19 protein-coding genes are annotated in these 21,062 nt (G+C 42.7%); 13 read left to right on the plus strand and 6 right to left on the minus strand.

What is annotated here, in order from left to right; all coding sequences use genetic code 11:
* The first annotated feature begins 18 nt into the window (after nt 1–18).
* From AC0VYA_RS04260 to AC0VYA_RS04275, 4 genes are all read left to right on the plus strand, one after another.
* Nucleotides 19–1,002 (plus strand): transposase, encoded by a 984-nt coding sequence (locus AC0VYA_RS04260; protein WP_475490174.1) that lies wholly within the window; start codon nt 19–21, stop codon nt 1,000–1,002.
* 390 nt (nt 1,003–1,392) lie between these two features.
* Nucleotides 1,393–2,349, plus strand: coding sequence for an IS110 family RNA-guided transposase (locus AC0VYA_RS04265; RefSeq protein ID WP_475490175.1), 957 nt, complete (start codon nt 1,393–1,395; stop codon nt 2,347–2,349).
* A 1,174-nt stretch (nt 2,350–3,523) separates the two neighbouring features.
* Nucleotides 3,524–5,503: a glycoside hydrolase family 127 protein gene (locus AC0VYA_RS04270; RefSeq protein WP_475490176.1), complete on the plus strand. Its 1,980-nt coding sequence runs from the start codon at nt 3,524–3,526 to the stop codon at nt 5,501–5,503.
* Between the two features lie 291 nt (nt 5,504–5,794).
* Complete coding sequence (locus AC0VYA_RS04275) at nt 5,795–7,786, plus strand: CRTAC1 family protein (protein WP_475490177.1); 1,992 nt, start codon at nt 5,795–5,797, stop codon at nt 7,784–7,786.
* Between the two features lie 246 nt (nt 7,787–8,032).
* On the opposite strand, the gene AC0VYA_RS04280 is transcribed toward AC0VYA_RS04275, so the two are convergent.
* The 3 genes from AC0VYA_RS04280 to AC0VYA_RS04290 all read right to left on the minus strand — a co-directional run bounded on the left by AC0VYA_RS04280 (nt 8,033) and on the right by AC0VYA_RS04290 (nt 9,806).
* Nucleotides 8,033–8,932 carry an SDR family oxidoreductase gene (locus AC0VYA_RS04280; RefSeq protein WP_473478566.1) on the minus strand — a complete coding sequence of 300 codons (900 nt, stop codon included), beginning with the start codon at nt 8,930–8,932 and terminating at the stop codon, nt 8,033–8,035.
* A 61-nt stretch (nt 8,933–8,993) separates the two neighbouring features.
* Nucleotides 8,994–9,170, minus strand: coding sequence for a hypothetical protein (locus AC0VYA_RS04285; RefSeq protein WP_198136257.1), 177 nt, complete (start codon nt 9,168–9,170; stop codon nt 8,994–8,996).
* 405 nt (nt 9,171–9,575) lie between these two features.
* Nucleotides 9,576–9,806: a hypothetical protein gene (locus AC0VYA_RS04290; RefSeq protein ID WP_041713328.1), complete on the minus strand. Its 231-nt coding sequence runs from the start codon at nt 9,804–9,806 to the stop codon at nt 9,576–9,578.
* A 236-nt stretch (nt 9,807–10,042) separates the two neighbouring features.
* Between AC0VYA_RS04290 and AC0VYA_RS04295 the strand changes: the two genes are divergently transcribed.
* Nucleotides 10,043–10,894 carry a hypothetical protein gene (locus tag AC0VYA_RS04295; protein ID WP_475490178.1) on the plus strand — a complete coding sequence of 284 codons (852 nt, stop codon included), beginning with the start codon at nt 10,043–10,045 and terminating at the stop codon, nt 10,892–10,894.
* Between the two features lie 59 nt (nt 10,895–10,953).
* On the opposite strand, the gene AC0VYA_RS04300 is transcribed toward AC0VYA_RS04295, so the two are convergent.
* Together AC0VYA_RS04300 and AC0VYA_RS04305 are read right to left on the minus strand one after the other, a co-directional pair.
* Nucleotides 10,954–11,472: a DUF421 domain-containing protein gene (locus AC0VYA_RS04300; RefSeq protein ID WP_475490179.1), complete on the minus strand. Its 519-nt coding sequence runs from the start codon at nt 11,470–11,472 to the stop codon at nt 10,954–10,956.
* Nucleotides 11,473–11,541: 69 nt separating this feature from the next.
* Nucleotides 11,542–12,582, minus strand: a complete 1,041-nt coding sequence (locus tag AC0VYA_RS04305) for an AI-2E family transporter (protein ID WP_475490180.1) — start codon at nt 12,580–12,582, stop codon at nt 11,542–11,544.
* A gap of 716 nt (nt 12,583–13,298) precedes the next feature.
* Here AC0VYA_RS04305 and AC0VYA_RS04310 point away from each other — a divergent pair.
* From AC0VYA_RS04310 to AC0VYA_RS04345, 8 genes are all read left to right on the plus strand, one after another.
* Nucleotides 13,299–13,796 (plus strand): hypothetical protein, encoded by a 498-nt coding sequence (locus tag AC0VYA_RS04310; RefSeq protein WP_011573802.1) that lies wholly within the window; start codon nt 13,299–13,301, stop codon nt 13,794–13,796.
* Nucleotides 13,797–14,484: 688 nt separating this feature from the next.
* Entirely contained in the window at nt 14,485–15,153 is a 669-nt protein-coding gene (gntA, locus tag AC0VYA_RS04315) for a guanitoxin biosynthesis heme-dependent pre-guanitoxin N-hydroxylase GntA (protein ID WP_475490181.1), read from the plus strand.
* On the plus strand, nt 15,146–15,727 hold the full coding sequence (locus AC0VYA_RS04320; protein ID WP_475490182.1) for a DUF1989 domain-containing protein: 582 nt from the start codon (nt 15,146–15,148) through the stop codon (nt 15,725–15,727). The genes gntA and AC0VYA_RS04320 overlap by 8 nt, the downstream gene beginning before the upstream one ends.
* A gap of 66 nt (nt 15,728–15,793) precedes the next feature.
* The gene (locus tag AC0VYA_RS04325; RefSeq protein WP_475490183.1) at nt 15,794–16,360 is read left to right on the plus strand and encodes a diguanylate cyclase; all 567 of its coding nucleotides are present in this window, start codon (nt 15,794–15,796) and stop codon (nt 16,358–16,360) included.
* A 34-nt stretch (nt 16,361–16,394) separates the two neighbouring features.
* A complete protein-coding gene (locus AC0VYA_RS04330) occupies nt 16,395–16,574 on the plus strand; it encodes a hypothetical protein (protein ID WP_041713330.1) in 180 nt (59 codons plus the stop codon).
* Nucleotides 16,575–16,726: 152 nt separating this feature from the next.
* Nucleotides 16,727–16,930, plus strand: coding sequence for a hypothetical protein (locus AC0VYA_RS04335; protein WP_041713332.1), 204 nt, complete (start codon nt 16,727–16,729; stop codon nt 16,928–16,930).
* Between the two features lie 763 nt (nt 16,931–17,693).
* Nucleotides 17,694–18,671, plus strand: a complete 978-nt coding sequence (locus tag AC0VYA_RS04340) for a DUF1852 domain-containing protein (protein WP_011573806.1) — start codon at nt 17,694–17,696, stop codon at nt 18,669–18,671.
* A 106-nt stretch (nt 18,672–18,777) separates the two neighbouring features.
* On the plus strand, nt 18,778–19,806 hold the full coding sequence (locus AC0VYA_RS04345) for a methionine synthase (protein ID WP_475490184.1): 1,029 nt from the start codon (nt 18,778–18,780) through the stop codon (nt 19,804–19,806).
* A gap of 71 nt (nt 19,807–19,877) precedes the next feature.
* Here the strand turns inward: AC0VYA_RS04345 and AC0VYA_RS04350 are convergent, their stop codons facing one another.
* A complete protein-coding gene (locus tag AC0VYA_RS04350) occupies nt 19,878–20,837 on the minus strand; it encodes an NAD(P)H-dependent flavin oxidoreductase (RefSeq protein ID WP_011573808.1) in 960 nt (319 codons plus the stop codon).
* Nucleotides 20,838–21,062: the final 225 nt, after the last annotated feature.

A 21,062-nucleotide genomic window follows, 5' to 3' on the forward strand; every position in this document is an offset into this window, starting at 1 on the left:
TTATCAGGTCGATGGACTATGCCTCAACCTCGAAAAAGCCAAATTAGTTTAATCGATACGCCTTATTACCATTGTGTTTCCCGCTGCGTACGCCAGTCATTCTTGTGCGGAGTCGATACGCATTCTGGTCAGAGTTACGAGCATCGCCGAGGCTGGGTTGAAGAGCGTTTATTGTCTTTATCTACGGTATTCGCCATAGACATTTGTGCCTATGCGGTCATGAATAATCACACGCATGTGGTGCTATGTGTGGATAAAACAATGGCTGCTCATTGGGCTAACGATGAAGTGTTGAGGCGCTATCATAAGCTACACAGAGGCACTTTGCTGACTCAGAAGTTTATGAACGGCGATACACTGAGCCAAGGAGAGCTAATCACCTTTGATGAGACCGTTGATACCTATCGGCAACGTTTGTATGACATAAGCTGGTTTATGCGTGATTTGAATGAGTATATTGCTCGTGAAGCTAATAAAGAAGATGGCTGCACTGGCCGCTTCTGGGAGGGGCGTTTTAAATCTCAAGCACTGTTAGATGAGAGTGCCCTTCTGGCGTGCATGGCCTATGTAGATTTAAACCCCATTCGGGCAAAAATGGCAAAAACACCCGAAACGTCAAAGCACACCAGTATCAAAAAACGTGCGCAGGCGATTAAAAATAAACGAGAGCAACCGAGTGCTTTACTGCCGTTTGTAGGTAATCCTCGTGAAGAAATGCCTCGAGGTATGGCTTACTCACTCAAAGATTATTGTGAATTGGTCGACACGACAGGCCGATGCATTCGTGATGATAAGGCCGGTCATATTGATAACACTCACAGTCCTATTCTACAAAGATTAGGCTTAGATGCTGCTCAATGGCTAACCTTAACCACGGAGTTCGAAAAACACTTCTGCTACGCAGCCGGTGCGGAGCAAATGATGAATGCATTCAAGCGCCATACCCACCATCAACGGCTGCGAGGAATGACTAAAGCGAAAGAGTTATTAAGGCGCGCATAAACCAATTTCAAACATTACATATCATGCTTACCCTGTAGCCTACTCCCTTGCCTAAAAATTGACCTTGCGCGCCGCTTACTTACTCAACACTCAATATTCCAGGAAAATTCTCAATCACCAAACCCAAAAGTACTTTGACGCTCATTGAGGGGGATTTTTTCGTTCTAAGCAGGGGAGTTTTTTGCACGACTCTAAAGATGGGTGTCTATATAATTCTTTTGCACGACTCTAAAGATGGGTGTCTATATAATTCTTGGTAGTTCGATTGAGCGATGGCTCCTCAGTTGAGAGACCGATAACAAGAAAGAACACCACAAAGGACTCCAAGCAAAACACTCGAATAGTCTACTGGGTCTCAACCCGCATTATGCAAGCAAGAGTTAGCTTATTATGAATACAAAAACAAATCAAAACGTTAACGTCGGTGTCGATACGGGCAAGTTTCAATTGGATATTTATATCCGCCCACTCGAAATATATTTCACCGTAAATAATGATGAGAAAGGCATTAAAGAAGCCGTTAAAACAATCAAGAAATATTCACCAGCTCGCATCGTTATAGAGGCAACTGGTCGCCTTGAAATGCCTTTTATCATGGCATGTGCAAGCGCTAATTTACCCTTTGTTGTCGCCAATCCCATTCACATTAAACGCTTTGCTGGGGCGTCAGGTCAACGGGCCAAAACTGATAAGCTCGACGCGCAATTAATTGCGCATTATGGTGAAGCTATTAAACCTAGCCTATCACAGCTAAAGCCAGATACCATGCAGGCTATGAGTGATTTAGTCGCAAGAAGAAATCAACTGCTGGTCATGCAAACGATGGAAAAGAACCGCCTTCAAATTCTGCCGAAAGACCTCGCCATGACCATCAAACCTATATTGACGGTTTTCAAAAATCAGATTGAAAAAATAGAAAGTAAAATCGTTAAACTCATAGAGTCATGTCCAGACTATCAAGCTAAAAACTATATCTTGCAGAGTATGAAAGGCATTGGAAAAATAGCCTCGGCGTCAATAATTAGTAACTTGCCTGAGCTGGGGTACATGACCAACAAACAAGCCTCTGCACTAGTCGGTGTAGCCCCCATGAATCGAGAAAGCGGACGCTATAAAGGCCTACGTAAAATCCAAGGCGGGAGGCATCAAGTCCGCACCGTTTTATACATGGCCATGATGTCAGCAATTCAAAGTAATCCGGTATTTAAAGCAACATATCAACGATTAGTCACTGCCGGAAAGCCTAAAAAAGTGGCTATTATTGCCTGTATCAGAAAGATGGTTGTTATCTTAAACTCGATGCTGCGAGAAGGTGTAATGTGGGAAGCGCCAAAGGCTATAAATTAACTATTGACGCCATAGTCTCTTGTTAGAAATTAAACTCTCAGTTTTTTCACTTAACCACAATAAATAAAACCATAACAGCCTGCAAGCAGTACAATTATTAAAGAAAAACACCACTCTCCATCGTTGTACATTATCCCATGGACTAAGCCAAATAATAAAACTAATTACAAACCTACAACATTGATTTGTGCACCAAGCATATCAAAACGAGTGGAAATAATTGCAAATGAGAAGGTATATAAAAGAAGACCTTTAAACATAAGTTCTTCTTCTACTCCTAGAATTAATGCTTGATATAATAGTTTCTCAATATCATAGTCTGGACCATTACCAAAAAAAGAAAGGATTAGCTGGAAGAATATAAATAAAGTAGAAGCGAAAAAAGCAGGCTAACAGGGGCAAGTTTTTTGCTTTAGAGTAAACTCTGCATAAACAGCTTTAAAATAAAGATTAAAGCGTATCAATAAAACTATTGTCGATAGAAAAATTCAATCTATTTCCTCATCCAAAATCCAATTCAAACTAGGAGTTTTTTTATTAATATAAATAATTTTATTAATATAAATGATTTTACCAGCTGTTAAAAGGACAACAAATAAGTCAAAGATTGCGCTAAGTAGAGCTTCCCAATTTGAACTTATGGTGACTATTTTCGTTTTAGGTTGAATTAAAAGGAGAAAAAATAATTCCAAGATGGACAGAGACAGCTAAAGAAACTCTAACATTGACACCCACCTGTAATAATCTCTTACGCTAAGCTTTGCGCCCCAGCGAACGAAGTGAGTGCCAACAGCGTACTGTTATACGCCGCTATCACGACGATGCCTTTTAATTAACCCCACGCACTTTTGACACAACCCTCGCTAATGTGCTCATTCCTCTCTTCATTTTTGTGCCGACACGCTAAGCAAATCAGCACTTCAGTCTGTTACACATCTCGGCAAGTAGACAACAAAATAACACTTAGTCTATATAGTAAATTTCTCAAATAATTTAAACATCATATGTTTGCAATTATGATACAACCACGTTAATGTATTATTGTACAGTCAGTATGCTATCCCGTATTGATAGCTGATGAACAATTTGAATGACGTGTGGCACCCAAGAATTAGGTTGAGTTAAACCTGACCTGCAAGGGCGCGAAAGCATCTGAATGAATAGGAAACGTATTGTGAATACAAAATATGCCCACAACAAAGCGATTAACGCCAATAGTAAAAGCCCGTTTGTAAAGTTTCGAAGCATCAATATTGGTGACTGCCAGTGGACAGAGGGATTCTGGGCTGACAAATTCAAGCAAGCCGAGACCATCATGGTGCCACATATGGGGGAATTGCTTAAAGGGGATGTTGGTCACGCTTACAATAATTTCAAAATTGCTGCGAAAATGCAGGACGGCGAAGCAAAAGGCATGTTGTGGCACGACGGTGACTTCTACAAGTGGATGGAAGCCTGCATTTATGTGTACGGAATCAATAAAGACACCGCATTATTAACGGAATTAGATGAGATCATCCGTGTGCTCGCAAGCGCCATGTGTAGCGATGGCTATTTGCATACCCATAATCAAATACTCGGCAAGCCTCGCTGGAAAGCGGTATGTGATCATGAGCTTTACAACAGTGGTCACCTTATTCTAGGGGGGGTTATTCACCACCGCGTTACCGGTCAAACCAATTGGCTCGATTTATCTATTAAGCATGCTGATTACCTTTATGGTGTATTTACCTCTAAAGACGAAGAACTCGCTCGTTTCGGATTTAATCCTTCGCAAATCATGGCCTTGGTTGAGCTTTACCGTGAAACGGGAGTGCACAAGTACCTTGAGTTAGCGGATATTTTTGTGACAATGCGCGGCTCTGTTCCGATGGAATTACATGACTCGGTGCCTTATTGGTTTACGGGCGATCAGTGCCAAATGAAAACCCCTTTAAGGGAAGAAACAGAAGCGGTTGGCCATGCTGTTACCGGCATGTACTTGTACTCTGGTGCGGCAGACGTATATGCAGAAACAGGTGAAACCGCCTTAATTGACTCGCTGCAAAGCATTTGGTCAAGTGCCAACGAGCGCAAAATGTATGTTACGGGTGCGTTAGGTCAATGCCATCACGGTGCGTATGACGATCAAAATATGATCCACGAAGGGTTTATTGATGATTACCTTATGCCTAATTCGACCGCCTACAACGAAACCTGCGCGAATATATCGAACGCTATGTTCAACTGGCGCATGCTTGGTATAACCGGTGATGCTAAGCATGCGGATAACGTTGAGTTAGTGCTGCACAATAGTGCGATGGTGGGGATCAGTGCTGACGGTGAAAAGTACTTTTACGCCAATCCATTGCGTATGAACTTCGGCCAGCGTGACTATTCTGACCACTGTGATTGCACTGAATCTCCAGATAGAGAAGCTTATATCGAATGTTTCTGCTGCCCGCCAAACCTTGTTAGAACCATAGCGCAAGTATCTGCATGGGCTTACAGCCTTACGGATAATGGCGTAGCGGTTAACCTATTCGGCAGCAATAATTTAAACACAAAACTGCTTGATGGCAGTGACTTGTCATTAAGCCAAGTCACTAATTTCCCTTGGGATGGCGCAATCTGCATAGATGTAAAGGCGTGTAAGACCGAATCGTTTGACATCGCAGTGCGTATTCCTGGTTGGGCAAAAGACGCAACCGTTACCGTAAACGGCGAAGCGATAAACGGCGTTAAAAACGGTGAATACCTGACGTTGTCTCGCCAATGGCGCGAAGGCGACAAAATTGCTATTGAGCTACCCATGAACACCACGTTTGTTGAAGGGCACCCCCGTATAGAAGAAATACGTAATCAAGTTGCGGTCAAACGTGGACCACTTGTCTATTGTATTGAGACACCGGACTTGCCAGAGAATACCGGGATCTTGGATGCTTATATCGCTTCTGACGCACAGTTTGACGCTCAGTTCGACCAAAGCTTTTTGGGCGGCATGACGACTATCAAAACCCAATTGTTGGTGCGTCAAGACAATACACAAAATATGTATGATGAAGTACAAAAACCTACCTGGGGATCACATCAGGCGCAATTCATACCTTACTACGCGTGGAGTAACAGGGGCACAGCAGAGATGACCGTGTTCGTTCCAGTTGTGTGGAAATAGCCTCTAGAGATTTAACCCTTTTTCGGTGATGTGCACCGTTAGGCTAATCGAAGCGGCACTCACGTTTTGATTGGCCTTTTCTATATTTGGCTTATTCTCAGGCCCGTTTGGCAAGCAGATAAAGCCTGATTTTTCTTTGCACAGTGATTCTCACCTTTATTTAATATTTTAATTTGCGCTTAACTTTGCGCTTAACTTTGCACTTTAACTTGCTCTGAGCTGGGCCTGAGTCATTTACTCAAAAGGCATCACGATTCGACGCTTAGCTAGCAACTACCGGAGACACATTTGATGACGTTCAAGATCTCAGCCCAAGCCTTTTTACTGCTTGGCTCTTCATTAATAGTGATGGGATGTGAGTTGCCATCTCGCTCTTCTACCAACGAAGCTGCGAGCCAACTACTGGCGCAACAATCTAACCAAGCTCATACTTTGTTCTCTGAAAACCAAGATGTATTGCCAGCCCCTAAGCGAGCAAGTAGAAAGTGGGACGGCCCCATAGTCGGTGATTTAGACGGTGACGGCTGGCAAGATCTTTTGCTGACGGAACACGCCGATAAAATCCTTATTTTTTGGAACGAGAAAGGTAAATTTAGCCAACCTGATACGCTACAAACTGGGGATATGCACGGCACGGGTATCGCTGATTTTGACAACGACGGCCTACTTGAGGTCATTATTGCCCAAGGCGGCGGCAATGGCAGTAACCCAAGAAAGCCTAAACATATTGAGATAACAAAAGCGCGCCAGCTAACTGAAAACAGAGTGTTAAGCCACTTTGAAAAAGGGCGAGGGCGGGCGGTGAAAACGCTGGATGCAAATCAAGATGGCAGCGTCGACCTCTTCCTGACCGGCTTTGCGACCCCTGAACAAGCGAAAGCTGGTGCAAATCACCTGTATTCAAATGACGGCACCGGCGCATTTACCTTTGAGGGGAATTTACCCTACTCACAACGGTTAAGTTATAAAACCATAGTGACGAACATTAACGATGATGATGACCCCGATGTCATTATTTTTGGTGGTGGGAAAATGGTAGCTGCCCTTGGCGGGCCGGATTTTGAATTCATCGATGCGACTAAAGCCGTGCTAGGTGATGCTTACAAGACGACTGAAGTTAGTGCCATTGCTCAGCTTGATTACGACAACGATGGGGATCTTGATTTAGCGATTAGTCGCGCTAAGCACCAATTTAGTCATCAACTTTTTTATGATAAAGCGCAGCAACGCTATGCCTTCTTTTCCCGGTTTCAGCCACTGTATATTGAAGAGCTATCCATTAATGGCAACTTTCATCTCGTTAATTTGCAAATGGCTTATCCTGATTTTGATATTTACCTCGGCCAAAATAAAAGCAAGCTTAATATTGCTGGGCGAAAGGACATCAAAAGCTATGAATCGGATTTAAGTGGCAGTCGGGCGCTGAATATTGAACCCCAGCAAGCGCTTGGCTGGCCAAGCGATATTTGCCCTGAAGGCGTTAAGATGAAGTATTTATCACCAGAGTCTAAGCCTGGATTGTATATCGGCTATTTAGGTGACGATAAATGGCGTATCTGCAGCCAAACACGCTCACCCACTGCTGGGGTTGTGTTAAATGTGACTGATGGACCAACGCCAACCACTATCGAGCGACTGCCGGTTAAATTATTAGAAAACCAAAATGGGCATTACGTTGAAGTGACTGCCGTTAAAGGCATTGATATCCAACAGCCCACGGCGAGCGTGGTGGCCGCTGATTTTGATAATGACGGATGGACGGACTTACTGTTTATGCGATACGGCAACATGGCGAAGCCTCACAAGCCGATTATGTATCTGAACGATAAAGGAAATGGCTTCGTTGAGCATAAGGATCACGGCATTGTTATTAACGACTTAGGGGCAACGGGAGCAGGCGCAGACGTTATCGATTTCGATAAAGACGGCGATCTTGATCTCGTTACCGCCAATGAACGTGGCACATGGCGGCTCTTTGAAAATCACACTTCCGCTCACTCTAGCCATCATTTTCTCGGTGTTGTGGTAGGTGGCTCTCCGTCAAGTAAAGCGACGCAACTGGCGGCTAAAGCGACGCTACAAGCCTGCGGTAGACAATGGCAGCAACAAGTAGGTGCATCATCTTCTGCCTACGCAGACTCCTACAACAATCAGCTGTTGTTTGGTTTAGGAAACTGTACAAAAGTGGAGAGCGTCGAAGTGCAGTGGAGCGATGGTGAAACAAAAGTCTATATACCCAATATGATTGATGGGTATTTCGACACCACAGCAGCGCGGAAATAGCGTTGCATGTACTACTGTGCAAGCAAACTGCAGAGTACGAATAAACACGACCCTTATCCCGATGCTTAGTGAGCCGTTACAGTCCCCCTATAACATCGGAGCGGATTTAAGGCGTGTAATGGTTTAATGTGCCAGAACATCATAAAGCCACTACCGCCTGAGTTTAGGAGTATTAAACCATTTTATGCTCAACATCCCTTATTTAATTTCTAAGCAAAAATGTCTGCACGCTCAGGAGGATGTCAATTAGGGAAGATGTTGTCCTCCCGTTACACCCATGATTTCAGCGGTGACATAACTAGACTCTTGTGAAGCTAAATACACATAAACAGGCGCTAACTCAGCTGGTTGTCCAGGCCTACCAATGGGAACGTTTTCACCAAATTTCGGTAATTTTTTTGCTGGTTGTCCGCCACTTTGCTGCAGCGGTGTCCAAATGGGACCGGGAGCAACGCCATTAACTCGAATGCCTTTATCAATCAGCATTTTTGCTAAGCCCTTAGTGAAACTGGTGATTGCCCCTTTAGTGGATGCATAGTCCAGTAGACCAGCTGAAGGCTGATAACTCTGAATTGACGTACTGTTGATAATACTGGCGCCCGGCGGCATATGTTTTACCGCAGCTTTGGTTATCCAAAACATACCAAACACATTAGTCGCGTAAGTTTGGCAGAATTGCTCAGTCGTTAAATCTTCTAAGTCGGCGACGAACTGTTGTTTCCCCGCATTGTTTACCAATATATCGATTGAGCCGAGGCATTCTGCACTCTGAGTGACTAAGCTTTTGCAAAACTCTTCGTCAGATATGTCCCCAGGGATCCCGAAAGCGTTAATGCCACTTGCTTTTAAAACCTGTAACGTATCTTTTGCATCTTCTTCTTCACTTGGCAGATAGTTAATAACGACATCAGCTCCCTCTCTTGCAAAGGCAATGGCAACAGCTCTGCCAATACCAGAGTCCCCTCCGGTTATTAATGCTTTTCGACCTTTCAACCTGTTACTTCCAAGATAAGTATCTTCACCATGATCCGCTTTCGGCTTTAATATTTCATCTAAGCCGGGGTCCGGTTGTTCGCTGTCTTTTTCAGTATCGCTCATGTGATACTGGCTTCTGGGATCCTGCATCGTAAATTGATTTTTTTTCATTTTCGAAAACTCCTTCACACAATGTATCTTTTATGAATGGATGGGATCTAATTGAACGTGATTAACGGCTTGATAATCGCTCTAGGTTATGGTCTTGCCATTTATCTCTGCGGTGGCTGGGGATTGGTTTATGTAATGAGCGGGTAGTACGGTTGAGCTTGCGAAATGTGCCGTCTATGTGATTTTCAATGGCATCAATATCAACGTGCAAATTATATCTATCTTGGAATGTTTTCACTTTGTATCCCCTCTAACAGTTTAAGAACTACGACTATTCACTTGTTTGGTATCTCACATGAAATTCAGCAATAGATGTGCCAAATACCTCGATTAGTAGTGAAAGGACTTTGCGATGAGTGATTTAGCTATTCATTAGTACTGTTGCTAAATATAGAGCATGAGGATGTGGAAGGGTTTTTGTCATTAATGCATAAGCATGAGGAAAAAATTACACGTCAATGCCGTATTTAAGCTAAAAATAATAGCTACTGATAAGAGAGGTTGAGCGGTTTATGGTATGCGTCATATACGTCAAGTGGCGCTTGTATCGGCGGCATTGAAAACATTATTGTTGGAATTGTAGAACTGCAGCGAAACAGGTGATGAGAGCCACGGATGCTCCGCTGCATAGATTATCGTGAAATTAGTGGTGGGATTTACCTTTGAAAATGGACGTAATTAATAACCCGCCTAATACCGCTAGCCCAGTGGCCTTGATAGGGTTGGCTTTGACAAAGGTTTTTACCCCAGTTAGCGTACTCATCGCTTTGTGACGTTGGTTGGAAACCGCTTTGTATAACTTGCGCTTCTCCTCTTCACTTATGGCATCTGCAAACGTTTCCGAAATACTATTTTTATCGTATTGATTACTCATAAAGTCCTCCTAGATATTATTGAATTTGCCGTATCTACAACGCAATCTGTATGCCACTTAGATGTAATGGACGATTATGTATCGTTGTGGAATGCGTTTTGTATACCGCCTACTGTGATGACAAGAGCAATTCAGTGAACAGCACTAAGCTTGTTGTGGATTCGTTTTTACGTTGAGGGCGAAGATAAAGGTGAACACATTATTGTGCGCGAAGCAGAACGCTTGAGGTGAATGTAATGGCAATTATTGTTGAAGACTCGATACAAGAACCTAAAGGCAATCCCTTAGGAGAAATTAATGCTCAATTTCATCGACTTTATCAAGTTGAGAAAGCAAAAGCGGTTGCAAGCATTAATGATGGGGAGGTCATGCTAATTTGTCGTATTGATAGCAGGCTTATCGTTAAAGCGGGAAGTAAAGTAAAAGAATATGTCATAAACGATGAGCGCTATCAAAGCCTGAAAGCGATGAGTCATGGGACATTAGCGGTGTACTATAAACTGTGTCATTCAGTAGATAAGGCTACTCTTTGTCAGGTGAATAGGTGGGTGTCACAAATTCGCCAACAGGCTCCGCTGAGCCTAGGTAAAGAAGTCGCCGATGTAACCAGGAAACTGCTAGAACGAATCGAACATTCAGATGTGCTACCTCACAGTGCAATGAGCCTGTACCAACAAGAGCTAGAGTCAATATATGCCAAATTGATGACCGAAGCCGTTAATGATGAGATAGATAACCTTGTGAGTAACCTTGAAAGGGTCTGCAGTGAGGGCGATTACCCCAGCTCTAACATCTTTATGATCGTCTTCGGCGGACACCAACCTAGATATAAGGCATTAGCGCTACAGGTTTTCAAAAAGTGGTTTGCTGGCAATCAACAGCACATCTCAAACTGTGAGCATCACGTTCGTTATTGCGAAGCAGGTGACTCATTAGATGACGCTGTCGACTTGGTCGCGACTGCAATAGTCGATAGAGAATTAGCAAGATCAACTATGGGTTACTCAGAAGCTCTTAATAGAGATGTGTTAAGTGCCGTAGCGGAAAAAGCCATAGAAGAATATTGGCTTAACAAGTCGTTGCGATAGTAAACAGGTAGTGCACTGATTGTTGGCTTACACTTACACTTCTACTTCTACTTCTACTTTCACTTCACCGTTCGAACACCTTGTAGTATGACATCAGAGCAGCTGTCGCCATGGATGACAGAAATGTCGCCAGTGGTTTCCAGCACGACAGCGCGAACTTGTGAGAGGTGCAAAACATTTGCTTCTCGAAGCTTCGCAATGAGATCATTTTCTGCAACACGAGTCGCTTTTAAGGCGGCATGTAAAATGACTCCGTCTTTCATGAGTAAAGCGGGCTGATTTTGCATCACAGACTCGAACGTTGATGATTTTTTACGAATAGTAGCGGTGGTAAATTGGACGATGAAGAGCATTGCCATAGAGAGTATTGTCTGCACGAAACTGGTCCAGTCGGTTGACTGGCTCGCTCCTGCCAGCAAAGAGCCAATGGCGACTGTCATAACAAAATCAAAGTTGGTCATCTTAGAAAACGACCTCAAACCATTTACTCGCACAAGTAAAACGACCCAGAACATAGCTATTCCCGTTAACACTATTGCTCGCAGGAAAAGGTCGGCTAGTGGATCGTTAACAAACATGTCTATCTCCTTAATTACGCTGTGTATATGTCATGCAACATTGGCTATCAAGAAACGGGTTGTAAAATGCTAACTACTATCCTGTTCTTTATAACCTTGAAGGCGTTTTACGTAAAGTTGGTTGGTAATAACGATGAGTAAAACGGTCAATGGGGCAGCTAATAACACACCCGCCATACCCACCATACTGGCTAGTAACACTTGGACCAACAGAACTAAAGCGGGGGGTAAGCTTGCAATCTCAGCTTGAAGTATTGGTGTGAGAACGTAACTTTCTACAGTTTGTACTCCAACATACAAAATAGAAACGTAAAGCAATGTATCAATTCCAGTAAGAATACTTACTAAACCTGCGGGGATAAATGCTAACAGAGGACCAAGGTTAGGGATGAAAGATAAAAGAGCAGCAATAATCCCCAGTATTAACGCTAAATCGATCCCCAATGCCCACAGGCCAACAGTTGTAAACAGGCCGACCATGACCATTGATGCTAATTTAGCGAGTAGCCAACCTGCTAAAGCAGTCTCGCAACGCTTTAAAAGATCTTGCGCTTTATTCTTATGCTGTAAAGGAACCAAACTAAGGCCGCCGTTAACATACCAATTGGGGTTTATAGATAAAAATATTGCCAAAATAATAGCGAATATGAAGTTTCCGAAGCCATTTATGGTTGATGATAATAAGCTAGAGACAGCATTCATTACTGTACTCATCTTTGGATCATAGTTGGTGATTTTGTCTAGATTATCGTTAAACTTTCCGATTGAGCTGAATTCTGTGAATTGGCCTCGAACGAACTCTAGCGCTTCTGGCATTCTATCGACCAATTCATTCGCTTGCGTTGATATCTTGGGGGCAGCGTAAGTCATTAAAAGGCCTAACAGCAATACAGGAGCGAGCATAGAAATTGGAAGCCATACTTTCGCCGTGATGTTTGTCTTTTTCGCGAGCCAACGAGCAGATCCAGAAAACATTACGGCAATCAAGATCCCTCCGAAAGCAACAAGGAATATTTTGCTGTTTCCTATTATCAACCACGTAAAAAGCAATACGGCTACTGTTATAACAGCCTGCACGAGTGCGCGCTTTGCGACCAACTTTACATTCATTTAATCTCCCAATGCATAAAATTTGTTGTTCTTGTTTTAGGTCACATTGCGACGAGGTGACGCTTGAAAGTGATTTTATTAGCGCATTTAAGTTGCCAATATTAAGCCTAAGCAGCAAAGAGCAAGCCACATTGATAAGTGAATGACAGTCAGAACCAGCACGTGGTGGCTAATTGGTCCGCTCACTTCAATAGATAGCGCTAAAAATACAGTTCGTTATAGCAGTTCGTTATAAATGCACGAAAAACTCAAAAGAACTTAAGTTCGGCGCCATAAGTTTGGTATTGAAGCCGCACTGCGCACGAGCGGAAGACCCCAGTAGCACTGTTACTTAATCAAAGCACATGAAAGGTGCGAGTCAGTTAGCTAAATTCCAAAAGGCAGATAGGCTGGGTCATCATACAAACGTTGACCGCGTTGTAACCTACCAGCGTAACGTCATGGTAAAGCGCCTGATATGCCCCAAAGGCACTGTATGGAATATGTGAGCACCATAAAAACCAATGGTTTTGAGCACTTTTTTACACGGTGAAGCACACGGGGCAGGTAATTTATTCCCATTACTGAAAGCCTTAATTTTTAACAGAAAATTCGCTTTGTCTTTATATTACGCCCACTTCAGCCTGATATTTTGTTGCCTACATTAAATGGCTCGAAGGTTGCTGTAGCTAGGTGTAAGTCAAGAGCAATAACGCTCTCAATCAAAGGAGATAATTATGAGTGATATCATTACAGGACTATTCAAAAATCCCGCCGAAGCAAGTGCAGCCATAACCATGCTTGAACACAAAGGCTTCAGCGACGCGAATATTTCGCTAGTGGCTAACGATTCAATTACCAAAGACAGTTTCGCCCTGACTGACCATTCTAAATTACCAGAGGGAGTTGCCATAGGTGCTTCATCAGGTGGTGTCTTGGCGGCGATTGTCGGGGGGCTTGCTGCTGTTGGAGTGGTTGCGACCGGCGGTGTAGGGGTACTTGCGAGTGGTCCATTAGTGGCAGCTCTAGCGGCAGGCGGAGCGGGAGCGGCTGCAGGCGGGATCATTGGTGGTGCGATAGGCCTAGCAATCCCTGAGCATGAAGTGAAATTTTACGAAGACGCGATTGAAGAGGGCTCTGTGCTAGTCGGAGTGCATTATGACAACAGTGATCAAAAAGATGTAATTAAAGAAACATTTAAACACTTTGACGACGTGAAAGTTGCTAGTGCGTAACAGTACGACGTGACAATGCACGAAGTGAAAGTACACGACGTGGTGAGCCTAGCTCACCACATCACACTATTTCTAACCGCATCCCAGTTCTACAAATTTTTAAGCCATAAGTGCTCTGCACGATTATAGATTTATAGATAACTTAACCTCTTTATGATCTTCCCCTGACTAAGTATCTCTAACAAATCCTTCCTTATCCCTTTGAAACGTGCAGCGTAGTACAAAGTTGAAAGCTTCAAAACTTAAAGCCTCAGGTTCGCAGAATATGTGCTTTATGACAGCCAGTATCCTTGTAATTTAATCGAAAAGTTAAATAGGTTGAGGAAGCGTTGGTCTACCTCAATGTTGGCTCTAATTTTTTAGCTTATCATCTGCTCTTAATTACAATTATCAATTTGAGATAAATGGATCGGCAAAGATTAAATGAAAAATTTACATGTGAAGGGGGTATTCTTTTCTACTTGCTTGGCGGTATTAACGCCCAGTCTCAAATTTTAATTCTTCAATTACTGTGCTGCCTTGTGCCACAGCGAAATTCATCCACTTCAATAAATATGGCATATCAATTGAATTGCAATTCTCATACTTCTTAAGACAGCAGCAAGATCACAAGCATTATTTAATTTTTCAATGAATAACTCCTAATTTCATTGTTATTTCTTACTTAAGTCAGAGGGGGAATTAATTTATGAATTCTCAAGGAGAACGACCTTCATCGATAGAAAACTTCATTAAGCAGGATGGTTTTCCCTGTGTCGGAGCAAAGATAGCATTAAATAAAGATCAAATCGTCACACGTGATTTTGGTGATATTTTCTCAAATCAAAATAATCAAAATATACTTGATGAGCTATATCAATTTATAACTATTTATAATTCGAGTAAGCCTTTATATTTTAGCTTTGTGGCCACTTTTAAAAACTCGACATTAACGAGTGAGAAAGAGTTTGAAGACGCCTTGTGGAGTAAGCTCCAAAATTTGTATAACCGAGACTCAATGACCCACACGTGGGATAGAAGAGTAAGTGATAACCCGGATGATAGTGAATTTAGCTTTAGTCTCGGCGGAGAAGCATTTTTCATCATAGGTCTCTCACCATTTGCAGAGCGAAGAGCGAGAAGATTCGAACACCCCGCTATCGTTTTTAACCTACATAGCCAATTTCAGATATTGAAGGAAACAGACAAGTTCACGGCATTAAGAGACAGAATCAGAACAAATGAAGAAGTTTTTTCTGGCTCACCTAACCCAAATTTATACGACCATGGTGAACTTTCTGAAGCCCGGCAATACAGCGGTAGGGCGGTCAGCAATTCATGGAGATGTCCATTTTCAACGAGGAAAAAAGATGAGTAACGAAATAAAACCTAGAAGCGGCACAGCATTTAAATTGAAGAAAGGGGAACGGTTGAAAGTTACCGATCCTTTAGGGGAGCAAGTAGCCGATATATATTGCTTTAATGAACATAATTTTAAGGAGTTTTTGTCTTCTGGTCGTTCGTTAGATTATAACGAATCGCTGACATTTAAGGTGGGCAGTAAACTTTACTCCAATCAAAGCAACGTTATGCTGAAAATTGTTGAAGACATGGTTGAAGATCACGACTTTCTATTAACGCCTTGCAGTGTTGATACATTCAAGCATTTTTACCCAAATGAAAAGCCTGTTCCTGGGTGTCATGGAAATTTAGTGAATGCATTTTCTGAATTCGGTATACCTGAGCATTTAATCGGAACGACCTTCAACACATTCATGAATGTTGAGGTGGGTGAGGACGGTAGCTTTAAAGTTCTTCCACCAAAAAGTAAAGCCGGTGATTACACTATATTTGAAGCCTCTATGGACCTAATAGTAGGTTTAACGGCGTGCTCAGCTGGTGAATCGAATAACTTTAAATACAAGCCAATTAATTATGAAATTTTAAAGTGAACTTAGTGGTGTACTCGCTGATAACGCGTGAACACCCCGACTATTAGATGTAAGGAGACGGTCTTTATGAGTGAACCTACTCTCGTGATTTTAATGTATTTTGTCATTCCGGTTTGGCTTCTAGCAGGAGTTGTAGACTGGTTTTGTCATCGACGCAGCAATATTGCAAAAACAAGCGGTGCAAAAGAGTCTTTCATTCATTTACTCATGTTTGCTGAGGTCGGGATCCCACTCATGCTCGTCCTATTGTTTGAGGTTAATGCGCTGATCATTGGTATCAGTATCTTGCTCTTCATTCTTCACGAATTAACCGCACTTTGGGATGTCTCCTATGCAGTCAGTAAAAGGCGCGTGGGTCCTATTGAACAGCATGTGCACAGCTTTTTAGAAATGATTCCTCTTCTAGCGTTAGTGCTAATTATTGCACGTCATTGGCCTCATTTTACGTCACTGTTTTCGGCTAATGGTTTTCCTCCTGATCTTTCACTTACTTTAAAGGAAGCCCCCCTGCCCACGACCTATCTAATAACAGTATTATTTATCGCGGTAGCGCTGGAGCTCATACCCTATTTAGAGGAGCTTATCCGTGGACTCAAAGCGAGGAAAGCCGCAACTCAGTCAGAGCAGTGTTAACAGCAAGTCTAATCAACCAAATATAGGAACGTTAATGATGAATAAAAATGATGAAGTAAAAGATAAAAAAGACCTTGTACTCGAAGATTCCGAAGCTGAGGCGGCAAGTCCGATTGCAGAGTCTATCGCGGGAGAAGAAGACCCTGGCGCAGCGCTAGAGGAGTTTATTAAAATGGATAAAATTGATGAGGGTCAAGAAACTAAGCAGGATTAACTATTACGCTAAACATATTAAAAAAGGGTGAGTTATTCTAATCAGGTTAAGCACTTTGTTTAAAAATTTTGGCTACAGTAAACGCTTTTGGCAAGTTATTGTGACGTATTCAATTTTAAATAAGACTAAACCAGTAAGGTGTTATTGACGAAATGAAAACCCATGAGTTAGCAGAAATTTTACTTCAATATGACAACGTGGATATTGTTACTAATGTTGGCTATACATCAATGATGGCGGAAGACGTTCTTTTAACGGAGTCAATGCTCAAATTACAATGTCTACTTGATAATGATAACAAGCCTGAGGGAGTATCCGGTGAACACTGGTTACTTATTGGAGGTCTATCTGCATGAAAGTTTTAACGGTATTAATTTAATTTCGTATGCCGGTTTAAAATAAACGCTTGGACCATTCTGACAAATTGCAAAGATGGCTTTCGCGTAAATTTATATTCAAATGATCCCTCCATTAAAAGTCGCCGTTGATACATGTTTCGTTTCAGCTGTATTCGAATAGAATCTCATCACTGGCAGGTATTGAGTCACTCTACATATAAAAATAACTTGAGACCATTGGGGCAGTGAATTAGCTAATAATTTCCAAGGTTATTTAGCACGTTTACTCTGACATATTTACATTATATAAACTCGAAAACATGAATTCTATGGCCTGTAGCGCGGTGAAAGGGATTCACTCGCTTTTGCTAAATAATGACTGGAGCCCTACGTTTTCATGGGGCTTGTTGTTGCATGGGGTTTTAGACTGCCTGATTTTGACTTTTGACTTTTGACTTTTGACTTTGGCGATGCTGTCAGAACTCTCCCTGTTCCCAGCCCCCTTAGCTGAATTCACAGTGGGGTGCCTGTAATATTGAATATCCACCACAATTGATAATTCCAACCTATGAGTTTTTCTCATGTATTAATGAAATAAAATCATTTTTATTCATCTAACCTTCCACGTATAAAACACACTCTGCTGCTAACGCTTGAGGCGTTTGATGTTATTAGCATTTTTTACATTTGGGTTTTAGCGACAAGTTTGCTTGAGCGCCAAGTGCACCTATCAGCAGTTACACGATAGATTTTATTTCAATAAACGGATTGTCAGGTCACGATGAATAACCATTTTACATTTTCCATTAAGCGTATTTGTTTCGATGAAAATTACCATCCGTCGGACAATACCCGTATTACCACTAATTTCGCTAACTTGGCCAGAGGGAAGCGTCGCCAACAGAATTTGCGCAATGCTTTACAGATGATCAATAACCGTTTTAATGCCTTAGCATTTTGGGATAACCAAAAAGGCGATCGTTACTCGGCTGAGCTTGAGATTATTTCGGTAGATATAGACGTTGAAGGAAAAGGCGAAACATTCCCCACCATTGAGATCTTAAAAAGCAATATTATTGATCACGTCACCAACCAGCGTATTGAAGGTATTGTGGGTAATAACTTTTCCTCTTATGTGCGTGATTATGACTTTAGCGTTATTTTGTCACAGCACAATAAAGGCAAAGCGTCGTTTAGTATTCCCGATGATTTTGGCGATTTGCACGGCAAGCTGTTTAAGCATTTCGTAGACTCAGACGTGTACCAGAAAAACTTTAGTAAACCGCCTGTTATTTGCCTGAGCGTGTCAGAAAACAAAACCTATCAGCGCACTGAAAATCAACATCCTGTATTAGGCTATGAATATAAGCCGAACGGTTCGTCGTTAACAGAACAGTACTTCGCAAAGATGGGCTTAACGGTTCGCTACTTTATGCCTGCGAACAGTGTTGCGCCTTTGGCGTTCTACTTTTCGGGGGATTTACTCAATGATTACACCAATCTTGAGTTAATCAGCACTATCAGCACCATGGAAACCTTTCAGAAGATTTACCGCCCTGAGATTTATAACGCTAACGCGGTAGCGGGTAAGCATTACCAACCGAATCTACGCCATCAAGATCATTCGCTGACCCAAATTGAATACGATCGAGAAGAGCGTAACCAGTTAGCGGTTGAACAAGGCAAGTTTGTTGAAGAGCACTTCATCAAACCCTATAAGCCTATTCTTGAGCAGTGGTCTGCAAACAGCGCCTTTTAATGCATTGGCTGACAATTTAACTAATAGCAATTGAATAGTAGAAACAGAATAAACCAGCTTTGCGAATATAAAAGCTGAATGATAAAGACCCGATTAGAGAGAGAGCATGAAAACACTTTTACCTATTACCATCGCCGGTAGCCTGCCTAAACCGTCTTGGCTCGCTCAACCTGAAACACTTTGGTCACCTTGGAAGTTACAAGACGATGAACTTGTTCAGGGGAAGCAGGACGCGCTACGTTTGTCATTGTTAAATCAGCAGCAAGCGGGCATTAATATCATCAGTGATGGGGAGCAATCGCGGCAACATTTTGTGACCACCTTTATCGAGCACCTCAGTGGTGTAGATTTCGAGAACCGTAAGACGGTTAAAATACGTAACCGCTACGACGCCAGCGTACCCATGGTAGTGGGCCCCGTGACTCGGCAAAAACCGGTATTTGTAGAAGATGCCAAATTCTTACGCTCGCAAACTAAGCAACCGATAAAATGGGCGCTGCCCGGGCCTATGACCATGGTCGATACCCTTTATGATAACCATTATAAAAGTCGCGAAAAGCTCGCGTGGAAATTCGCTGAGATACTCAATCAAGAAGCGAAAGAACTTGAAGCCGCAGGTGTGGACATTATCCAATTTGACGAGCCAGCGTTTAATGTCTTTTTTGATGAGGTTAATGATTGGGGTATAGCCGCGTTAGAGCGCGCAGTAGAAGGGCTTAAATGCCAAACTGCAGTCCATATTTGTTATGGCTACGGCATTAAAGCCAATACCGATTGGAAAAAGACCTTAGGGACACAGTGGCGACAGTACGAAGAGATTTTCCCTAAGCTGCAATCATCCAATATCGATATTATCTCATTGGAGTGCCAAAACTCCCGAGTGCCCATGGAATTAATCGGGCTACTTCGTGGCAAAAAAGTCATGGTAGGGGCCATTGATGTGGCAACCAATACCATAGAAACTCCAGAAGAGGTGGCCGATACCCTTCGAAACGCACTGCAGTATGTTGATGCCGAAAATCTTTATCCGTGCACCAACTGCGGCATGGTGCCTTTATCCCAAGAGGTAACAAGCGCTAAGCTGAATGCGTTAAGCGCCGGCACTGAGATTATTCGCAAAGAACTCTCGGCTTAATTAAAGCGCTTTATCCAAACGAGCAGGCGCAGCTATGTGCCTGCTTTATTTTTTGTGATGACTCCAATTGCTTAACGCTCTAATAGGTTGCTTAAGGCGGCTAAACGTCCGGTCACTTCGCCAAACTCCATCATTGTTTCATCGAATATTTGCCTAATCGATTTTGTTTCTTTTATCCGCCCTGCAACTTGGCCTGTTAGTGCTATTCCTGCTTCTAAGTCACCGCCGAAATATACGGCTTGGGTATCTTGAAATTCGCTGAAAATATTTGCTGAGCCTTCATTCAGAATACGCGTTGAACGTTCTGTGCGCAGGGCACGAAGGGCAGGGCCAGGACCAGTTCGATTAAGAAACACAGTGTCAGTTGAATCGGCATCTATGATGGCGTTTTTCCAGTTCTGGTGCACCGGGCTCTCTGTTGCGCTTAAAATACGCGTTCCCATAAGCACCCCTTCTGCACCTAATGCCATGGCGGCGGCCATACTGCGCCCGTCCATAATACCCCCCGCTGCAACAATAGGTACGTTTACCGCTTCACATACTTGCGGAATAAGCACCATACTTGATACGTCATCCGCATTTTTGAAACCGCCGCCTTCGCCGCCTTCAACGATAAGCCCATCGACGCCTGCCTCAACCGCTTTTAATGCGCCTTTAAGGTGTGGCACAACATGAAATACGGTGAGGCCAGCCTCTTTTAGCTGGGTGGTGTATTTTGTTGGGTCACCCGCAGAGGTGGTTACAAACCTAATGCCTTGATCGATAATGAAATCCAAAATCTTAGGATCTCGAACAAACGCCTGAGCGATATTTACACCAAACGGCTTGTCGGTTAGGTCACGCATCTTTAAAATTTCTTCGCGAATGGCATCAAGCTCTCCAGAGCTGGTTTCGATTATGCCCATGCCGCCAGCGTTCGATACCGCAGATGAAAGCTGTGAGCGTGCAATCCACCCCATTGCTGCTTGTATGATGGGTTTTTCAATACCGAGCATATCTGTGATGCGTGTTTTGACTCTGAAGTCTGTCATGGCTGTCCCCTGAAATTCGTTGCTAAAAAAGCGTGAGTACTCGTTTTTATAGATTTACCGGGCACAATGGTACTTTTTTTCATGAATAGAGCGCCTAATCATTGACTTATCGCTTATCGAGTGACGTGATTAATTAGACCGTCTGGTCCGATAGAAAACATAGAGTACAAACGTAAATAAACTATCTCAGTGTCAGAGCTTCGATTTAACCCCGCCATTATCATT

This window comes from Paraglaciecola sp. QJM3NY_14, assembly GCF_056173245.1.